At 65.8% G+C, this 14,372-nt stretch carries 12 protein-coding genes and 4 tRNA genes; 10 read left to right on the forward strand and 6 right to left on the reverse strand.

Annotated elements, in window-relative coordinates; translation table 11 throughout:
* Nucleotides 1–2: 2 nt before the first annotated feature.
* A complete protein-coding gene (gene astE / locus Q352_RS0100935) occupies nucleotides 3–1,007 on the forward strand; it encodes a succinylglutamate desuccinylase (protein ID WP_028497708.1) in 1,005 nt (334 codons plus the stop codon).
* Between the two features lie 91 nt (nucleotides 1,008–1,098).
* Here the strand turns inward: astE and guaB are convergent, their stop codons facing one another.
* Entirely contained in the window at nucleotides 1,099–2,559 is a 1,461-nt protein-coding gene (gene guaB, locus Q352_RS0100940) for an IMP dehydrogenase (RefSeq protein WP_028497709.1), read from the reverse strand.
* 114 nt (nucleotides 2,560–2,673) lie between these two features.
* Between guaB and uvrC the strand changes: the two genes are divergently transcribed.
* The 5 genes from uvrC (at nucleotide 2,674) to Q352_RS0100965 (ending at nucleotide 5,461) form a co-directional block, all read left to right on the forward strand.
* Entirely contained in the window at nucleotides 2,674–4,470 is a 1,797-nt protein-coding gene (gene uvrC, locus Q352_RS0100945) for an excinuclease ABC subunit UvrC (protein WP_028497710.1), read from the forward strand.
* A gap of 30 nt (nucleotides 4,471–4,500) precedes the next feature.
* On the forward strand, nucleotides 4,501–5,082 hold the full coding sequence (pgsA, locus tag Q352_RS0100950; RefSeq protein WP_028497711.1) for a CDP-diacylglycerol--glycerol-3-phosphate 3-phosphatidyltransferase: 582 nt from the start codon (nucleotides 4,501–4,503) through the stop codon (nucleotides 5,080–5,082).
* 81 nt (nucleotides 5,083–5,163) lie between these two features.
* Nucleotides 5,164–5,239: transfer RNA gene (locus tag Q352_RS0100955), tRNA-Gly, on the forward strand.
* Between the two features lie 31 nt (nucleotides 5,240–5,270).
* Nucleotides 5,271–5,346, forward strand: a tRNA-Gly gene (locus Q352_RS0100960).
* A 41-nt stretch (nucleotides 5,347–5,387) separates the two neighbouring features.
* Nucleotides 5,388–5,461: transfer RNA gene (locus Q352_RS0100965), tRNA-Cys, on the forward strand.
* Between the two features lie 91 nt (nucleotides 5,462–5,552).
* Here the strand turns inward: Q352_RS0100965 and Q352_RS23145 are convergent.
* From Q352_RS23145 to Q352_RS0100985, 3 genes are all read right to left on the reverse strand, one after another.
* Nucleotides 5,553–5,717 (reverse strand): hypothetical protein, encoded by a 165-nt coding sequence (locus tag Q352_RS23145; protein WP_156952443.1) that lies wholly within the window; start codon nucleotides 5,715–5,717, stop codon nucleotides 5,553–5,555.
* A 52-nt stretch (nucleotides 5,718–5,769) separates the two neighbouring features.
* Nucleotides 5,770–6,378: a LexA family protein gene (locus Q352_RS19380; protein WP_036384696.1), complete on the reverse strand. Its 609-nt coding sequence runs from the start codon at nucleotides 6,376–6,378 to the stop codon at nucleotides 5,770–5,772.
* Nucleotides 6,379–6,466: 88 nt separating this feature from the next.
* Nucleotides 6,467–7,519 (reverse strand): NADP(H)-dependent aldo-keto reductase, encoded by a 1,053-nt coding sequence (locus Q352_RS0100985; protein WP_028497713.1) that lies wholly within the window; start codon nucleotides 7,517–7,519, stop codon nucleotides 6,467–6,469.
* Between the two features lie 186 nt (nucleotides 7,520–7,705).
* Here Q352_RS0100985 and Q352_RS0100990 point away from each other — a divergent pair, with 186 nt between their 5' ends.
* The 4 genes from Q352_RS0100990 to Q352_RS22115 all read left to right on the forward strand — a co-directional run bounded on the left by Q352_RS0100990 (nucleotide 7,706) and on the right by Q352_RS22115 (nucleotide 13,750).
* Nucleotides 7,706–8,221, forward strand: a complete 516-nt coding sequence (locus Q352_RS0100990) for a sigma-70 family RNA polymerase sigma factor (protein ID WP_028497714.1) — start codon at nucleotides 7,706–7,708, stop codon at nucleotides 8,219–8,221.
* On the forward strand, nucleotides 8,218–9,177 hold the full coding sequence (locus Q352_RS0100995) for a FecR domain-containing protein (RefSeq protein WP_028497715.1): 960 nt from the start codon (nucleotides 8,218–8,220) through the stop codon (nucleotides 9,175–9,177). Before Q352_RS0100990 ends, Q352_RS0100995 begins: the two co-directional genes overlap by 4 nt.
* Before the next feature lie 137 nt (nucleotides 9,178–9,314).
* Nucleotides 9,315–11,981: a TonB-dependent receptor gene (locus Q352_RS0101000; RefSeq protein ID WP_051528596.1), complete on the forward strand. Its 2,667-nt coding sequence runs from the start codon at nucleotides 9,315–9,317 to the stop codon at nucleotides 11,979–11,981.
* Between the two features lie 14 nt (nucleotides 11,982–11,995).
* Nucleotides 11,996–13,750 carry a cytochrome c peroxidase gene (locus Q352_RS22115; RefSeq protein WP_051528597.1) on the forward strand — a complete coding sequence of 585 codons (1,755 nt, stop codon included), beginning with the start codon at nucleotides 11,996–11,998 and terminating at the stop codon, nucleotides 13,748–13,750.
* 132 nt (nucleotides 13,751–13,882) lie between these two features.
* On the opposite strand, the gene Q352_RS0101010 is transcribed toward Q352_RS22115, so the two are convergent.
* Both Q352_RS0101010 and Q352_RS0101015 read right to left on the reverse strand, forming a co-directional pair.
* The gene (locus Q352_RS0101010; RefSeq protein ID WP_028497717.1) at nucleotides 13,883–14,176 is read right to left on the reverse strand and encodes a GIY-YIG nuclease family protein; all 294 of its coding nucleotides are present in this window, start codon (nucleotides 14,174–14,176) and stop codon (nucleotides 13,883–13,885) included.
* A gap of 58 nt (nucleotides 14,177–14,234) precedes the next feature.
* Nucleotides 14,235–14,310 (reverse strand) — tRNA-Asn (locus tag Q352_RS0101015).
* Nucleotides 14,311–14,372: the final 62 nt, after the last annotated feature.

Raw genomic sequence — 14,372 nt, forward strand, 5'->3', positions numbered from 1 at the left:
CCATGCAGACCCCCGACTATACCGCCGCCCGCCTGCTCGATGACGCCCTGGCCGGCCGTGCCGTACCCGATCTCGCCCTGGCCGCAGGCGGCAGCCTGCGGATGGTGACCGATGGCGTGTTCGACCTGCTGCCGGCGCAGGCCGGCGCATCGAATACCGACGTACTGCTGACGGTCGGCATCCACGGCAATGAAACGGCACCGGTCGAGGTGGTGATGGCCATCATCGATGACCTGCTGCATGGCCGGCTGACGCTGGCGCGACGCACGCGAGTGCAGCTCGGCAATCCTGATGCGCTGCGCAGCGGCGAGCGCTATCTGGACTACGACCTGAACCGGCTGTTCGATGGCCGGCATGCTGCCCAGCCCGACATGCGCGAGGCTGCGCATGCGCGGCGGCTGGAACAGACCGCGACCACCTTTTTCTCATCCAGCCATGGCGCGCGGCTGCATCTGGATCTGCATACGGCGATTCGCGGCTCGCTGTTCGAGAAATTCGCCATTCAGCCGTATCTGCACGAGCGCCCGACCGCGCGTGCCCGGCTCGGCTGGCTCGGCCAGGCCGGTATCGAAGCCGTGCTGCTGCACAGTGCGCCGGCGGCGACATTCAGCTACTTCACCAGCCATCGGCTCGGTGTGGATGCCTATACGCTGGAGCTGGGCAAGGCGCGGCCGTTCGGCCACAACGACCTCTCGCGTTTTGCCGGCATTGACCGCGCGTTGCGGGCGCTGCTCGGAGGGGCCGACGATGGCAAGGCCGATTTCGATCCGGCACTGCCGCTGTTCCGCGCCAGGTACGATCTGGTCAAGCGCAGCGAAGCGTTCCGGTTGAACCTGGCCGACTCGGTGGAAAATTTCACCCCGCTGGCGGCGGGCTTTGTCATTGCCGAGGACGGCGAGGAACGCTGGATCGCCGAAGGCGGCGGCGAGCGCATTCTGTTCCCGAACCCGACTGTCAGGCCCGGGCTGCGCGCCGGTATCGTTGTCGAGCCGGTGACGCTGGACTGAGTGGTCTGTACCAAAGAAAAAGGAGCTGCGGCATGCAGCTCCTTTTGCGTGGCGGGCACCGGCCGTTTGCCATGGCAAACGGCCGCCTGCATCAATCCACGTGGTAGTTGGGGGCTTCCTTGGTGATGGTCACGTCGTGGACGTGGCTTTCACGCATGCCGGCCGAGGTGATCTCGACGAACTCGGCACGGGTACGCATGTCGTCGATCGACCCGCAGCCACAATAGCCCATCGACGAGCGCAGACCGCCCATCAGCTGATGGATGACGGCAATGACCGAACCCTTGTACGGCACGCGACCTTCGATGCCTTCCGGAACCAGCTTGTCGGCATTCGCCTCGTTGTCCTGGAAGTAGCGGTCGCTGGAACCCTGCTGCATGGCTCCGAGCGAACCCATGCCACGGTAGCTCTTGAACGAGCGGCCCTGGAACAGTTCGATTTCACCCGGGGCTTCCTCGGTGCCGGCCAGCAGGCCGCCGAGCATGACGGTGTTCGCACCGGCGGCGATGGCCTTGCTGATGTCGCCGGAGAAGCGGATGCCGCCGTCGGCGATCAGCGGAATGCCGGAGCCGGCGAGTTCCTTGCAGACGTTAGACACGGCAGTCAGCTGCGGCACGCCGACACCGGCGACGATACGCGTGGTGCAGATCGAGCCCGGGCCGATGCCGACCTTGACCGCGTCGGCGCCGGCGTCTGCCAGTGCGCGCGCAGCCGAGGCGGTGGCGATGTTGCCGCCGATGACTTCGACGTGCGGGAAGTTCTGCTTGACCCAGCGCACGCGATCGATCACGCCCTGGCTGTGGCCGTGGGCGGTGTCGACCACGACGACGTCGACGCCGGCTTCGACCAGCAGCGTCACGCGTTCTTCGGTGCCTTCACCCACGCCGACAGCGGCGCCGACGCGCAGACGGCCCTGGTCATCCTTGCAGGCCAGCGGTTTTTCGCTGGTCTTGATGATGTCCTTGACCGTGATCAGGCCCTTCAGTTCGAACGCGTCGTTGACGACCAGCACGCGTTCCAGCTTGTGGGCGTGCATCAGTTCGCGCGCGTCTTCAAGCGAGGCGCCTTCACGGACCGTGACCAAACGGTCGCGAGGGGTCATGATGTCACGAACCGGCGTGTCGAGACGGTTCTCGAAACGGATGTCACGGTTGGTGACGATGCCGACCACGGTGCCGTTCTCGATCACCGGCAGGCCGGAGATCTTGTGTTCGCGGGACAGCTTGATGACGTCGCGGACCAGCATGTCCGGACGGATGATGATCGGGTCCTTGACCACACCGGACTCGTGACGCTTGACCTTGCCGACCTCGGCCGCCTGCTTCTGTGCCGACATGTTCTTGTGCACGATGCCGAGACCGCCTTCCTGCGCCAGGGCAATGGCGAGGCGGGCTTCGGTCACGGTGTCCATGGCGGCGGACACGAGCGGAAGATTCAGCCGGATGTTGCGGGTGAACTGGGTGGCGAGACTGACGTCACGCGGAAGAACGGAGGAGTGGGCGGGAACCAGCAGAACGTCGTCGAACGTATACGCTTTCTGGACGATGCGCATCGTGTTTCCTTTGCGGCAAAAAAACATTATACCGGGCGTGCTATTCGTTGGGCAAAATCTGGCGACTGCCGCGTTGTAACCCCGATTCACCAAATTGTTACTGTCTGCTTTCCGATGTTCGATCCGAAACCCGTACTCGCCACCCTGCCGAACCTGCCGGGGGTTTACCGCATGCTGGACGCGGATGCGCAGGTGCTTTATGTCGGCAAGGCCGTCGACCTGAAGCGTCGCGTCAGCCAGTATTTCCAGAAGTCCGACCTCAGCCCGCGCATCCGGCTGATGGTGCGCCAGATCGCGTCGATCGAGACCACCGTGGCCCGTTCCGAGGCCGAGGCGCTGGTGCTGGAAAACAACCTGATCAAGTCGCTGACGCCGAAGTACAACATCCTGTTCCGCGACGACAAGTCCTATCCGTACCTGATGCTGTCCGGTCATGCCTATCCGCAACTGGCCTATTACCGCGGTGCGCTGGACCGGCAGCACCAGTATTTTGGCCCGTACCCGAATGGCCTGGCGGTGCGCGAGGCCATTCATGTGCTGCAGCGGGTCTTCAAGTTGCGAACCTGTGAGGATGCGGTGTTCGCCAACCGCTCGCGGCCCTGTCTGCTGTACCAGATCAAGCGCTGCACCGCGCCCTGTGTCGGGCGGATCTCTGACGACGACTACCGTGCCGACGTGCGCCGCGCGTCCGACTTCCTGTCCGGCCGGCAAAGCGAACTGATCGACGAGCTGACGGCGGACATGGTGGCGGCCAGTGCCGAGCTGGCGTTCGAGAAGGCGGCCGAGCTGCGCGACCAGATCCAGGCGCTGGCCCGGGTGCAGGAGCGCCAGTACGTCAGCAGCAATTCGAGCGAAATCGACTGCGACGTCGCTGCCTGTGTGGTGTGGCAGGGCATGCCGTGCGTGAACCTGGTCATGATCCGCGGCGGGCGTCATCTGGGGGACAAGCGCTTTTTCCCCGACAACGCCGACGAGATGGACGAGCGCGGCATTGTCGAGGCTTTCCTGCTGCAGCATTACGGCCGCCAGCCGGCGCCCGGCGTCATCTATGTGAACCAGCCGGTCGACGGCGTCGTTACCGAGGCGCTGGCCAGCCTGGCCGGCCACCGGGTGGCCATCGTGTCGAACCCGAATGGCGAACGCCGGGTCTGGCTCGATATGGCCGAGAAGAATGCCCGGCTGTCGATCGAGCAGCGACTGTCCGGCCAGGCGACCCAGGAGGCGCGGCTGGCCGCGCTGGGCGAGGCGCTGGGCTACGAGAATGTCGAGCGGCTGGAGTGCTTCGACATCAGCCACACCATGGGCGAGGCGACCGTGGCCAGCTGCGTGGTCTATGACAAGGGCGCGATGCAGCCGGGCGAGTACCGCCATTTCAACATCAGCGGCATCACGCCGGGCGATGACTATGCGGCGATGCGCGATGCGCTGAACCGGCGCTACGCCCGGCTGGCCGCCGGCGAGGGCAAGCTGCCCGATGTGCTGCTGATCGACGGCGGCAAGGGCCAGGTCGGGGTGGCGCTGGAGGTGCTCAACGAGCTGGGCCTGAACGATCTGCCCATTGTCGGCGTGGCCAAGGGCGAGGCGCGCAAGCCCGGCCTGGAGACCCTGATACTGGTTCGCGAGCAAAAGGCGATACAATTGCCGAAAGACCATCCAGCACTGCACCTGATCCAGACGGTACGAGACGAAGCGCACCGCTTCGCCATCACCGGCCACCGCGCACGCCGGGCCAAGGCGCGCACCGTTTCTTCGCTCGAACAGATTGCCGGCGTGGGTCCCAAGCGCAGGCAGCGGCTGCTGACCCGGTTCGGCGGCCTGAAGGGGCTGGCGGCGGCGAGCGTGGACGATATCGCCCAGGTGGAAGGCATCAACCGCGTGCTGGCGGAAAAAATACATGCCGCGCTGCATTGAGCCGTGCGGAAGACAACCGAAGACCGAGCGATGCCGTTTAATTTTCCTATCTTGTTGACCTGGATGCGCGTGGCGCTGATCCCGGTGTTCGTGGCAGTGTTCTACCTGCCGGTAAGCTGGATCCAGGTGGAAACGGCCAATCTGGTCGGGGCGCTGATCTTTGCGTTCGCTGCGGTGACCGACTGGCTCGATGGCTTTCTCGCCCGGCGCTGGGGGCAGACCTCGGCATTCGGCGCTTTCCTCGACCCGGTGGCGGACAAGCTGATCGTCGCGGCGGCGCTGATCCTGCTGGTGCGCCTGGAACGGACCGACAGCATCCTGGCGATGATCATCATCGGTCGCGAAATCACCATTTCGGCATTGCGCGAATGGATGGCGCAGCTTGGCCAGCGCAAGAGCGTCGCCGTGGCCACCGTCGGCAAGCTGAAGACCACGGCACAGATGGTTGCCATTCTGCTGCTGCTGTCCGATGCGCCGCTGGTTCCGTATGTCGATACAAATTTGCTGGGAAATGTGCTGATGGTGATCGCGGCCATTCTTACTTTGTGGTCAATGGTTTATTACCTGAAAATGGCTTCGGTCGAGCTGTCGGGTAAAAAAATCGACGTCTGATGGGGTTGACAGCCATTCGGCAATCCCTATAATTCGCAATCTCTCGCGACGGCAACGACGCGGGAGGCAAAGAGAAAGTATGCGGGAATAGCTCAGTTGGTAGAGCGCAACCTTGCCAAGGTTGAGGTCGCGAGTTCGAGCCTCGTTTCCCGCTCCACTTCTTTCTTTGCGGCAGAAAATCACGGTATGCGGGAATAGCTCAGTTGGTAGAGCGCAACCTTGCCAAGGTTGAGGTCGCGAGTTCGAGCCTCGTTTCCCGCTCCAGTTTTATCCCGGCAGGAAGTGTTCCTGCCGTGCCGTTCAAAGGCGGGGTAGCAAAGTGGTTATGCAGCGGACTGCAAATCCGTAGACGCCGGTTCGATTCCGACCCCCGCCTCCAGTGACACCGAAGTAAAAAGCCACCGTCCCGACGGTGGCTTTTTGCATGGGCGGCATTCAGGCGGGCACCTGTCACGGTGCCCGCCGGCGTTTCAGTTCAGGCGGCCGGCGCGGTTGACCACCCAGCCATGCTTGCCGGCGACGACGTTGACCTGTTTCAGGCCCTCCGCCAGCTTCTGCCGTGCGTACAGCATCGCCTCGCGTTCGGTGGGAAAGACCGCCAGGCGGCGGGGAATGAAGTTCATCAGATGGGACATGGTGACCTCCGCAATACGGTGACGACTGCGATAAAGGTAAGCGGGACCGGGGCTAGCGGAATTTCTTGATGCAGCCGGTAACGACGCCGACGAGCAGCAACTCCTGCTCGCCGCAGAATTCCATGGGCTCGAAGTCCGGGTTCTCGGGCAGCAGCGCCACGCGGCCACCCTTGCGGTACAGGCGTTTGACCGTGGCACCTTCACCCGGGATCTCGGCGAGTACAATGTCATTGTGCCCGGCCTCGAGCTTGCGGTCTATGACAAGCAGATCTCCTTCGTCGATGCCGCAGCCGATCATCGACAGGCCCTTGACCCGATACATGATGGTCGACGGCGCATCGCGCAGCAGGTAGTCGTTCAGATCCAGCTGCTCGCTCTCGAAGTCGGCGGCGGGGGACGGCAGGCCGGCACGGACCGAGACGCCGGCCAGCGGGATGGCGACCCGGGGCGCATCGGGCATCGGGCGGTAGACCTGGTCGGCCGGCAGTGGCGGGAACAGGCCGCGTCGTCGCTCGGAGCGCAGGCGGGCCAGCTCGAGCAGCGAGTCGCGATCGGCCTCGGGCAGGCGGACGATCACGGTCGGCTCGCCACCGAACTGGCCGGTACCGGCCTTGCGGCCGGCGCCGGGTTTGCGTTGTCGGGGTTTCGGGGTTTCGCTCATGCGCGGGGTTTCTGTTATTCGTGTAACAAGAATAACAGAAACCCCGCTGTCGGCAAGCCCGTGTCGGCGTACAGGCCGACGAACGGTGTCAGGGCGCCGGATTCGGCTGCCGGGTGTGGATGGCTTCGATGCCGGCCAGCAGCGTGGCGTCGAGGGTGACATCGATGCTGCGCAGGTTCTCTTCCAGCTGCGCCAGCGTAGTCGCGCCAATGATGTTGCTGAGTACGAACGGGCGGCTGTTGACCCACGCCAGCGCCAGTTGCGCCGGTGTCAGCCCATGGGCGTCGGCCAGGGCGACGTACTGCGCGGTGGCGGCCTCGGCCTGCGGATTGCTGTAGCGGACAAAGCGGTCGAACAGGGTCAGGCGGCCGCCGGCCGGCCGGGCGCCGTTCAGGTACTTGCCGGACAGGACGCCGAATGCCAGCGGCGAATAGGCGAGCAGGCCGATGCCGTCGCGGTGGGCGAATTCTGACAGGCCGATCTCGTAGCTGCGGTTCAGCAGGCTGTACGGATTCTGGATCGACATGATGCGTGGCAGGTCGGCATGGCGGGCGGCTTCCAGGAAGCGGCCGACTCCCCACGGAGTTTCATTGGACACGCCGATATGGCGCACCTTGCCGGCCGCGATGAATTCCTTCAGCACGGCGAGGGTTTCCTCGATGGGGGCGCTGTCCGGCGCGTCGTCCTGGTAGGGGTAGCCGAGCTTGCCGAAGTAGTTGGCATTGCGATCCGGCCAGTGCAGCTGGTACAGGTCGACGTAGTTGGTGCCCAGGCGCTTGAGGCTGGCGTCGAGGGCGGCGGTCAGATTGGCGCGGTCGAAGTGGGTGTTGCCGTCACGGAAGTGACTGGGCCGGGTCGGGTCGTTGATCGGGCCGACCACTTTGGTGGCGATCAGCACCTTGTCGCGGCGGCCGGAGCGCGCCAGCCACTGGCCGAGAATGCGCTCGGTGTCGCCCTGTGTTTCCGGGCGGGGCGGGACCGGGTACATCTCGGCGACGTCGATCAGGTTGATGCCGTGTTCAAGTGCCAGGTCGATCTGCGAAAAGGCGTCCTGCGCCGTGTTCTGTTCGCCCCAGGTCATGGTGCCCAGGGTCAGGCGGCTGATATCGAGGCCGCTGTCGCCCAATGCGACGTATTCCATTGCGCGTCCTTTGCGAGACGGGATTCGGGTCGCTCAGGGTAGCAGAGCGGTTCGCGGCCTCAAATGGCTTCTGCTGTGCTGCAGTTAGCCGGATGGTTATATCGGTGGCATGCCGAATGGGAATTAATGCTTCACGAATAGAACGATTCTCATTACTATTTAGGTTTTTTCCGACGCGGAGGGATTGTGGCTGACGCATCTACTGCCCATGCGGCGTCGGTGGTGGCCGAGCTCTACCACGGGCATCACCACTGGCTGTCCGGCTGGCTGCGCCGCCGGCTGGCAGACGTGGAGCAGGCCGCCGATCTGGCGCAGGACACTTTTGTGCGCGTACTGCTGTCGCGTGATGTCGGCGCGATTCAGGAACCGCGTGCCTTTCTGACCACGGTGGCGCGACGCGTGCTGGCCAATCACTACCGCCGGGCCGAGATCGAGCGCGCCTGGCTGGAGACACTCGCCGGCCTGCCGGAACCGGTGGCGCCGCCACCGGAAACGCGGCTCATGATTCTGGAAACACTGTGCGAGCTGGACCGGCTGCTGGACGGATTGCCGGCGGCGGTGCGGCGCACCTTTCTGCTGTCCCAGCTCGATGGCCTCGGCTATGCCGAGATCGGTGCCCGGCTCGGCATCTCGGTCAGCACGGTCAAGCGGCACATGAGCCGGGCGGCGATGCAGTGTTATTTCGCCGAGCTGCCGCAATGAGCCGCGCCGCGCCGTTCAGCGCCGCAGTGGCCGGTCAGGCGGTGGCCTGGCTGGTCGAGTTCGCCGATTGCCCGCCGACGCCGCAGCGGCTGGCGCAGTGGCGTTCGTGGCTGGACGCCGACCCGGTTCACCATCAGGCCTGGCAGCGGATCGAGACGGTGCGGGCGCGCTGGCGGCAACTGCCGGCCGGCGCCGCGCGCGATACGCTGGAGCGGCCGGCCTCGCCGGCCCGCCGCCGTGCATTGCAGGCGCTGGGCGTGCTGGCCGTCGGCGGCACGTCGGCGCTGCTGGTCGCGCGGGCGCAGCCGTGGCAGGCCGATTATCTGACCGGGGTCGGCGAGACGCGCAGCGTGGCGCTGGCCGACGGTGTGCGGCTGACGCTGAATACCGACAGCGCCATTGCGCTGGGCCGCGATCCGCGCAGGCATCAGGTCACGCTGCTGTGCGGCGAAGTGCTGGCCAGCGTGTCGGCCCGCGCCGGGCGGCCGCTGCGTCTTGCCTGCGGGCAGGGATGGGCGGAGGCCGTTGAGGCGCAGTTCGTGCTGCGTGCCGGCGGGGACAGCGACACGCTCGGCGTGCACACCGGCGCGGTGCGGCTCTGTCCGTCCGCGGCCCGGCCCCTGTCGCTGCCTGCAGGCAGACAGGTGCGCTTCCGTGCGGCAGGCATCGTGTCGAACGTCGTGCTGGCGGCGGAGGACGCCAGCTGGGCCGATGGCATGCTGGTGGTGTCCGGCTGGCGGCTGGCCGATCTGCTTGCCGAACTGGGGCGCTACCGGCATGGCTGGATCCACTGCGACCCTGCCATTGCCGGGCTGCGCGTCTCCGGCACCTATCCGCTGGCCGATACCGACCGCATCCTGCAGTTGCTCGCCAGCGGGCTGGGGCTGGAGCTGCGCCAGCGCACCCGATTGTGGGTCGGGCTGTATCCGCGCCCGCCCGCTCCGGTCGCCATCTGAAAATAATCCGTATTTTCATGGTCCGTTTTTTCGTCTCGCGTGACAGCAGAGAGAGAACTCCACTGCACAGAGAGACAGAAGACATGCATCGGCGAAGACTTTCCGTTCCGGCGCCATTCCGGCGCGTCCTGATCGGCATGACCCTGGGGGCCGCGCTGTGCGTGCCGGCCGCGCCGGCACGGGCCGATGGGTTGCCCGCGGAGACCCGTTACTACCAGATCCCGGCCGGCTCGCTGGAGGCAGCGGTCAACCGGCTGGGCCGGGAGGCCGGGGTGATGATTTCGTTCGGTTCCCATATTGCGGCCGGCCGGCAGACCGCCGGGCTGGACGGTCGCTATTCGCTGCTCGATGCGCTGAAGCAGCTGCTGGTCGGCAGCGGCATTGAGGTCGCCGGCGATGCCCGCGACGGCTTCGTGCTGCGCCCGGATGGCCGGAGCAGCGCTGGCGGCAACCCTGACAGCCTGCCGGCGGTGGTGGTGATCGCCGACCGCCTGCGCGATGAAATCCGCCTGCCGGTGGTGGTGATCAGCGACCGGCGTCCGCCGCTGGCGCCGGGCCGGGCGCTGCTGAGCGCCGACGATATCCGCAATACGCCGGCGGCCAATGGCGACCTGAGCGAACTGCTGGCCACCCATCCGGCCGTGCGCCAGAACAGCAGCGCCGGGGGCTCGCTGACGCGTGGCTCGCTGGCGCCGGAGGACCTGTCGTTCCATGGTGCAAGCCCGTACCAGAACCTGTTCCAGATCGACGGCATGGATGGCAGCAACAATATCAATCCGGCCAACAAGAACAGCAATCTGCAGGTCAGGAACATTCCCAGCAACAGCCAGGCCTATTTCCTGGATACCCGCCTGCTGGGCGAAGTGCGGGTGTTCGACAGCAATATTCCGGTCGAATACGGCCGCTTCAATGGCGGTGTGGTCGATGCGCGGCTGAAGCGGGCCAGCGGCCAGGACAGTGTCGATGTCGGTTATCGCATGAGCGGCTCCAATCTCAGTGAGCAGCGGGTCAGCGACGGCAACCAGTCGAACTACGATCTCGGCATGTCCGGTTATACCCCGGACTGGCGCAAGCGCTTCTATTCGCTGAATGTCGACCGCAAGCTGGACGACCGCTTCGGTGTGGTCCTCGGCCTGTCGCGCCGCGAGTCGGATATCCGCCGCGCCAGCTCGGTCAGCCTGGACAAGAGTGTGGTGGCCGGCACCTCGACCGAACAGGACCGGGTCGACAATCTGCTGGGCAAGCTCAGCTGGTGGATCGACAGCGATACGGTGACCGATCTGACGCTGAAGTACAGCGCCCGCCGCGAGCAGCGTGCCAATTCGCTGTTTGTCGATTCACGCTGGGACAACGAGCATGATGCGGCCGGGGTGGCGTGGAATCTGGACCAGCGCCTGAATGGCGCGAAATTCAACTTCCAGCTGGGCTGGGACCGTTTCGACGACAGCCGCACCTCGAACAGCGACGATCTGGTCACCCACTATTTCGCCAGCACCCGCACCCAGTTCACCACCGGCGGGCTGGGCAAGGAACAGAAAACCCGCGACAGCTGGGCGCTGAAGGCGCGGCTGGATCTCGATCCGCTGCTGACCGGGCCGGTGGCGCACACGCTGTCGGTCGGGGTCGACAGCCAGTGGGTCGAGGTCGACTACCAGCGCTTCAATGACGCCAGCTCGTACCGGCTGACGCATCAGGCCAACGGCAGTGAAAAGATCACCAGCCTGACCCGCTACCACGCTGGCCAGGTCGGCGTGTCCTACAACAGCCAGGCACTGTGGCTGGCTGACGAGATGCGCTGGGGACGGGTGAGTCTGACCCCGGGGCTGCGTTTCGACCGCGACAGCTATCTGGGCAACAGCAATCTGTCGCCGCGGACGCGGCTGGACTGGGATCTGTTCGGCAGTCGCCAGTCGGTGGTCACGCTCGGCATGGCGCGCTACTACGGCGACAACGTGCTCGATCTGGCGCTGCGCGAGCGGGTCAGCAAACTGACCGAGTCGGTACTGAACAGCGCCGGCCTGCCGGTGGCCTCGTCGGGCAGCGGGGAGATCTCGCGCTACCGCGACCTGGATACGCCGTACAACGACGAGCGCTCGCTGGCGCTGACCCAGCAGTTCGCCGGGCTGGAGGGCGTGCTGTCCTATGTCCATCGCGAGGGACGCGACCAGATCAACAAGCGGGCACTGCGCGACAGCAAGAACGTGCTGCTCGGCTACGAGTATGTGAACGACGGCGAGTCGCGCACCGATTCGTTCGGGCTCAGCCTCGCCAACCAGCGGCCGTGGCAGGCGCTGGGGGCGGACTGGCAGATGCGGCTGGCACTGAGCTACGAGCGTTTCCGCAGCAACAACAGTCTGGTCGACGGCTATGACGACACCGGGGTCGACAACGAGCAGATCTACTACAACGGCAAGCTGATCGATGCTGCCGACCGCCCGACGGCGAACTTCAACCAGCCGTCGCGGGTCACGCTCGATCTCAACGCCGGCTGGAACGGCATCGGGCTGCGCTGGAACAACCGCTTCAACTGGCTGAGCAAGCGCGACGACGTGTTCTATGTCGGCGTGAACAAGGCCGACCAGCTGGACATGTACCAGGAGGGCACGCTGCCGTCGTACTGGACCTGGGATGCGCGGCTGGTCTGGCAGCCGACGTTCTGGCGCCAGCTGGAACTGACGGTGGACATTCTCAATGTGCTGAACCGCCAGCCGGTGCTGGTGTCGACCTCGCCGCTGATCAAGCGCAACAACGACCAGTATGGCAATGGTCGCGAAATCTGGCTGCAAGCCAACTATCGGTTCTGACGGAGGGCTGGCACATGTCGATATTCAAGTATTTGCTGCCGGGAGTGCTGGCGCTGGGCGCCGCCCTGCCGGCCATGGCGCGCGGCGATGACGGTCTGCGCTTTGTGCCGCAGACTGGCGGGCGCACTGGCGAGGTGGCCTGCGTGCTCGACCGGCGTACCGGTCTGCTCTGGGAGCGGAAGACCCGCTCCGGGCTGCGCGCGCGCGACCATGTGTATCTGCCGGTCGACAGCCGCCGCGGCGGCGAGGCCGGGCGCTGCGATGCGGCGTTGCCCCGCTGCGATGCGCCGTCGTATGTGGCGGCGGTCAATGCCGCGCGGCTGTGCGGCCATGACGACTGGCGGCTGCCGGACGAGGACGAGCTGAAATCGCTGCTCGATCTGTCCCGTGTTGCCACCCGGCCGTCGCGGCCGGCCATCGACCGGCGGGCGTTTCCGGATGCGCTGCCGACCTTCTACTGGAGTTCGACCCTGCACCGGGTCGGCGGCGTGCGCGCCGTGTGGTTCGACGATACTCACCGCGAGCTGCCGGCCACCAGTCTGTTGCCGACGCGTGCCGGTGCCGTGCGGCTGGTGCGCGGGCAGCCGGCGGTCGTGCCGGCCCGCCGGTCCGGCCCGTCTGGCGCCTTCCTGCGGCCGCCAGTGGCCGCGGTGGGGGAGGACCTGCCGCCGTCGGCAGCGCAACTGGCGCAATGGCGGGCACAGTACGCGCGCTACCGCCCGGGCGAGTCATGGCAGCCGGACTGGCCGCCGCCGCAGATCGATGCGTCGGTGCGCGACGGCTTTGCCGATCTGGGCCTGCTGCCCCCCGTGCCGTTCCCGGCCGACAATCCGTACTCTCCGCAGAAGGTCGAACTCGGGCGTCGGCTGTTCTTTGATCCGCAATTGTCACGCAACGGGCAGGTGTCCTGCGCCAGCTGTCACAATCCGGCCACCGGCTGGACCGACCGGCGCGCGGTCTCGCTGGGCCATCTCGGCCAGCGTGGCGAGCGCAATTCGATGAGCATCCTGAACAGTGCCTATGCCACGTCACTGTTCTGGGACGGCCGGGCGGGCTCGCTGGAAGCGCAGGCGCTGGGACCGATCAGCAATCCTCTGGAAATGCACCAGCCGCTGGCGCGTGCAGTCGCCCGCATCGCGGCACAGCCAGGGTATGCGCCGCTGTTTGCGGCGGCCTTTGGTGATGCGCGGGTCGATACGCTGCGCATGGCACGGGCGCTGGCGACGTTCGAGCGCACCCTGATCAGCCATGACAGCGCCTTCGACCGTTTCCTGAAGGGCGAGCGCATGGCGCTCGATGACCGGGCGCTGTGGGGACTGCATCTGTACCGGACCAAGGCGCGCTGCATCAACTGCCACAATGGGGCACTGCTGTCCGACAACCGTTTCCACAGCAACGGCCTGCATTATTTCGGCCGCGAGCTCGAGGACCTCGGCCGCTACGCCGTGACCGGTGACCCGGCTGACCGTGGCAAATTCCGTACGCCGTCACTGCGCGACATCCTGCTGACCGGTCCGTACATGCATAACGGGCTGTTTCCGCTGACCGAGAACCTGGGGGTGATCGCCATGTACGATGCCGGTATGGTGCAGACGGCCGCCAGCCGGCCCGATCTGCCGCAGGCGGCGCCCGAGCTGAGGCCGCTGGGGCTGACGCTGCGGGAGAAACAGGCGCTGCATGCATTCCTGCAGGCGGTCAGCGGCGAAGCCAGGACCGGGCCGGCCACACCGGCCGAGATGGGGCTGGAGCCGGTGTCGGCGCGGCGCTGAGGGTCAGTCGCGCATGGCCAGGACGGCCGCACGGGCGAGAAAGCCCGTGCGGCTTTCGTGGTGTGCCCTGGCATAGCGGTCGATCAGGGTCAGTACGCGTCGGGGCAGGCAAGTTGGTGGATTTCGCTGTTTCTACCGATGGCCGTCTTCCTGTGCGGTCAGGGGCTGCCCGGCAGCGCCACCGGCTTCGGCGATCCAGCGGCGCTTCTCGGCCGGGCTGAAGCGCTTGATGGCGTACTCGGCTTTCAGGGCGTCGGACTTGCTGTCGAAGGCGACGACCAGCGCGATGCGTTCGGGGGGATGCAGGCGGGTATAGCGGGCCCCCTTGCCGGCCGCGTGCATCGCATAGCGGCGCTCGACATCGGTGGTGATGCCGGTATACAGGCTGCCGCCGCGGCATTCGAGCAGGTACAGGTACCAGTTCATGGCAAGGGATGGCCCATAACGTGAAACGCCGTGAACCAATGGTTCACGGCGTTGAATCTGGCTCCCCGACCTGGGCTCGAACCAGGGACCTACGGATTAACAGTCCGGCGCTCTACCAACTGAGCTATCGGGGAATTGATGGAGGGGAACTATACGGTTTCCTTATTGAAGCGTCAAGCGTTTCTTCAGGAATTCA

Origin of the sequence: Microvirgula aerodenitrificans DSM 15089, assembly GCF_000620105.1 — a bacterium.
Lineage (GTDB): Bacteria > Pseudomonadota > Gammaproteobacteria > Burkholderiales > Aquaspirillaceae > Microvirgula > Microvirgula aerodenitrificans.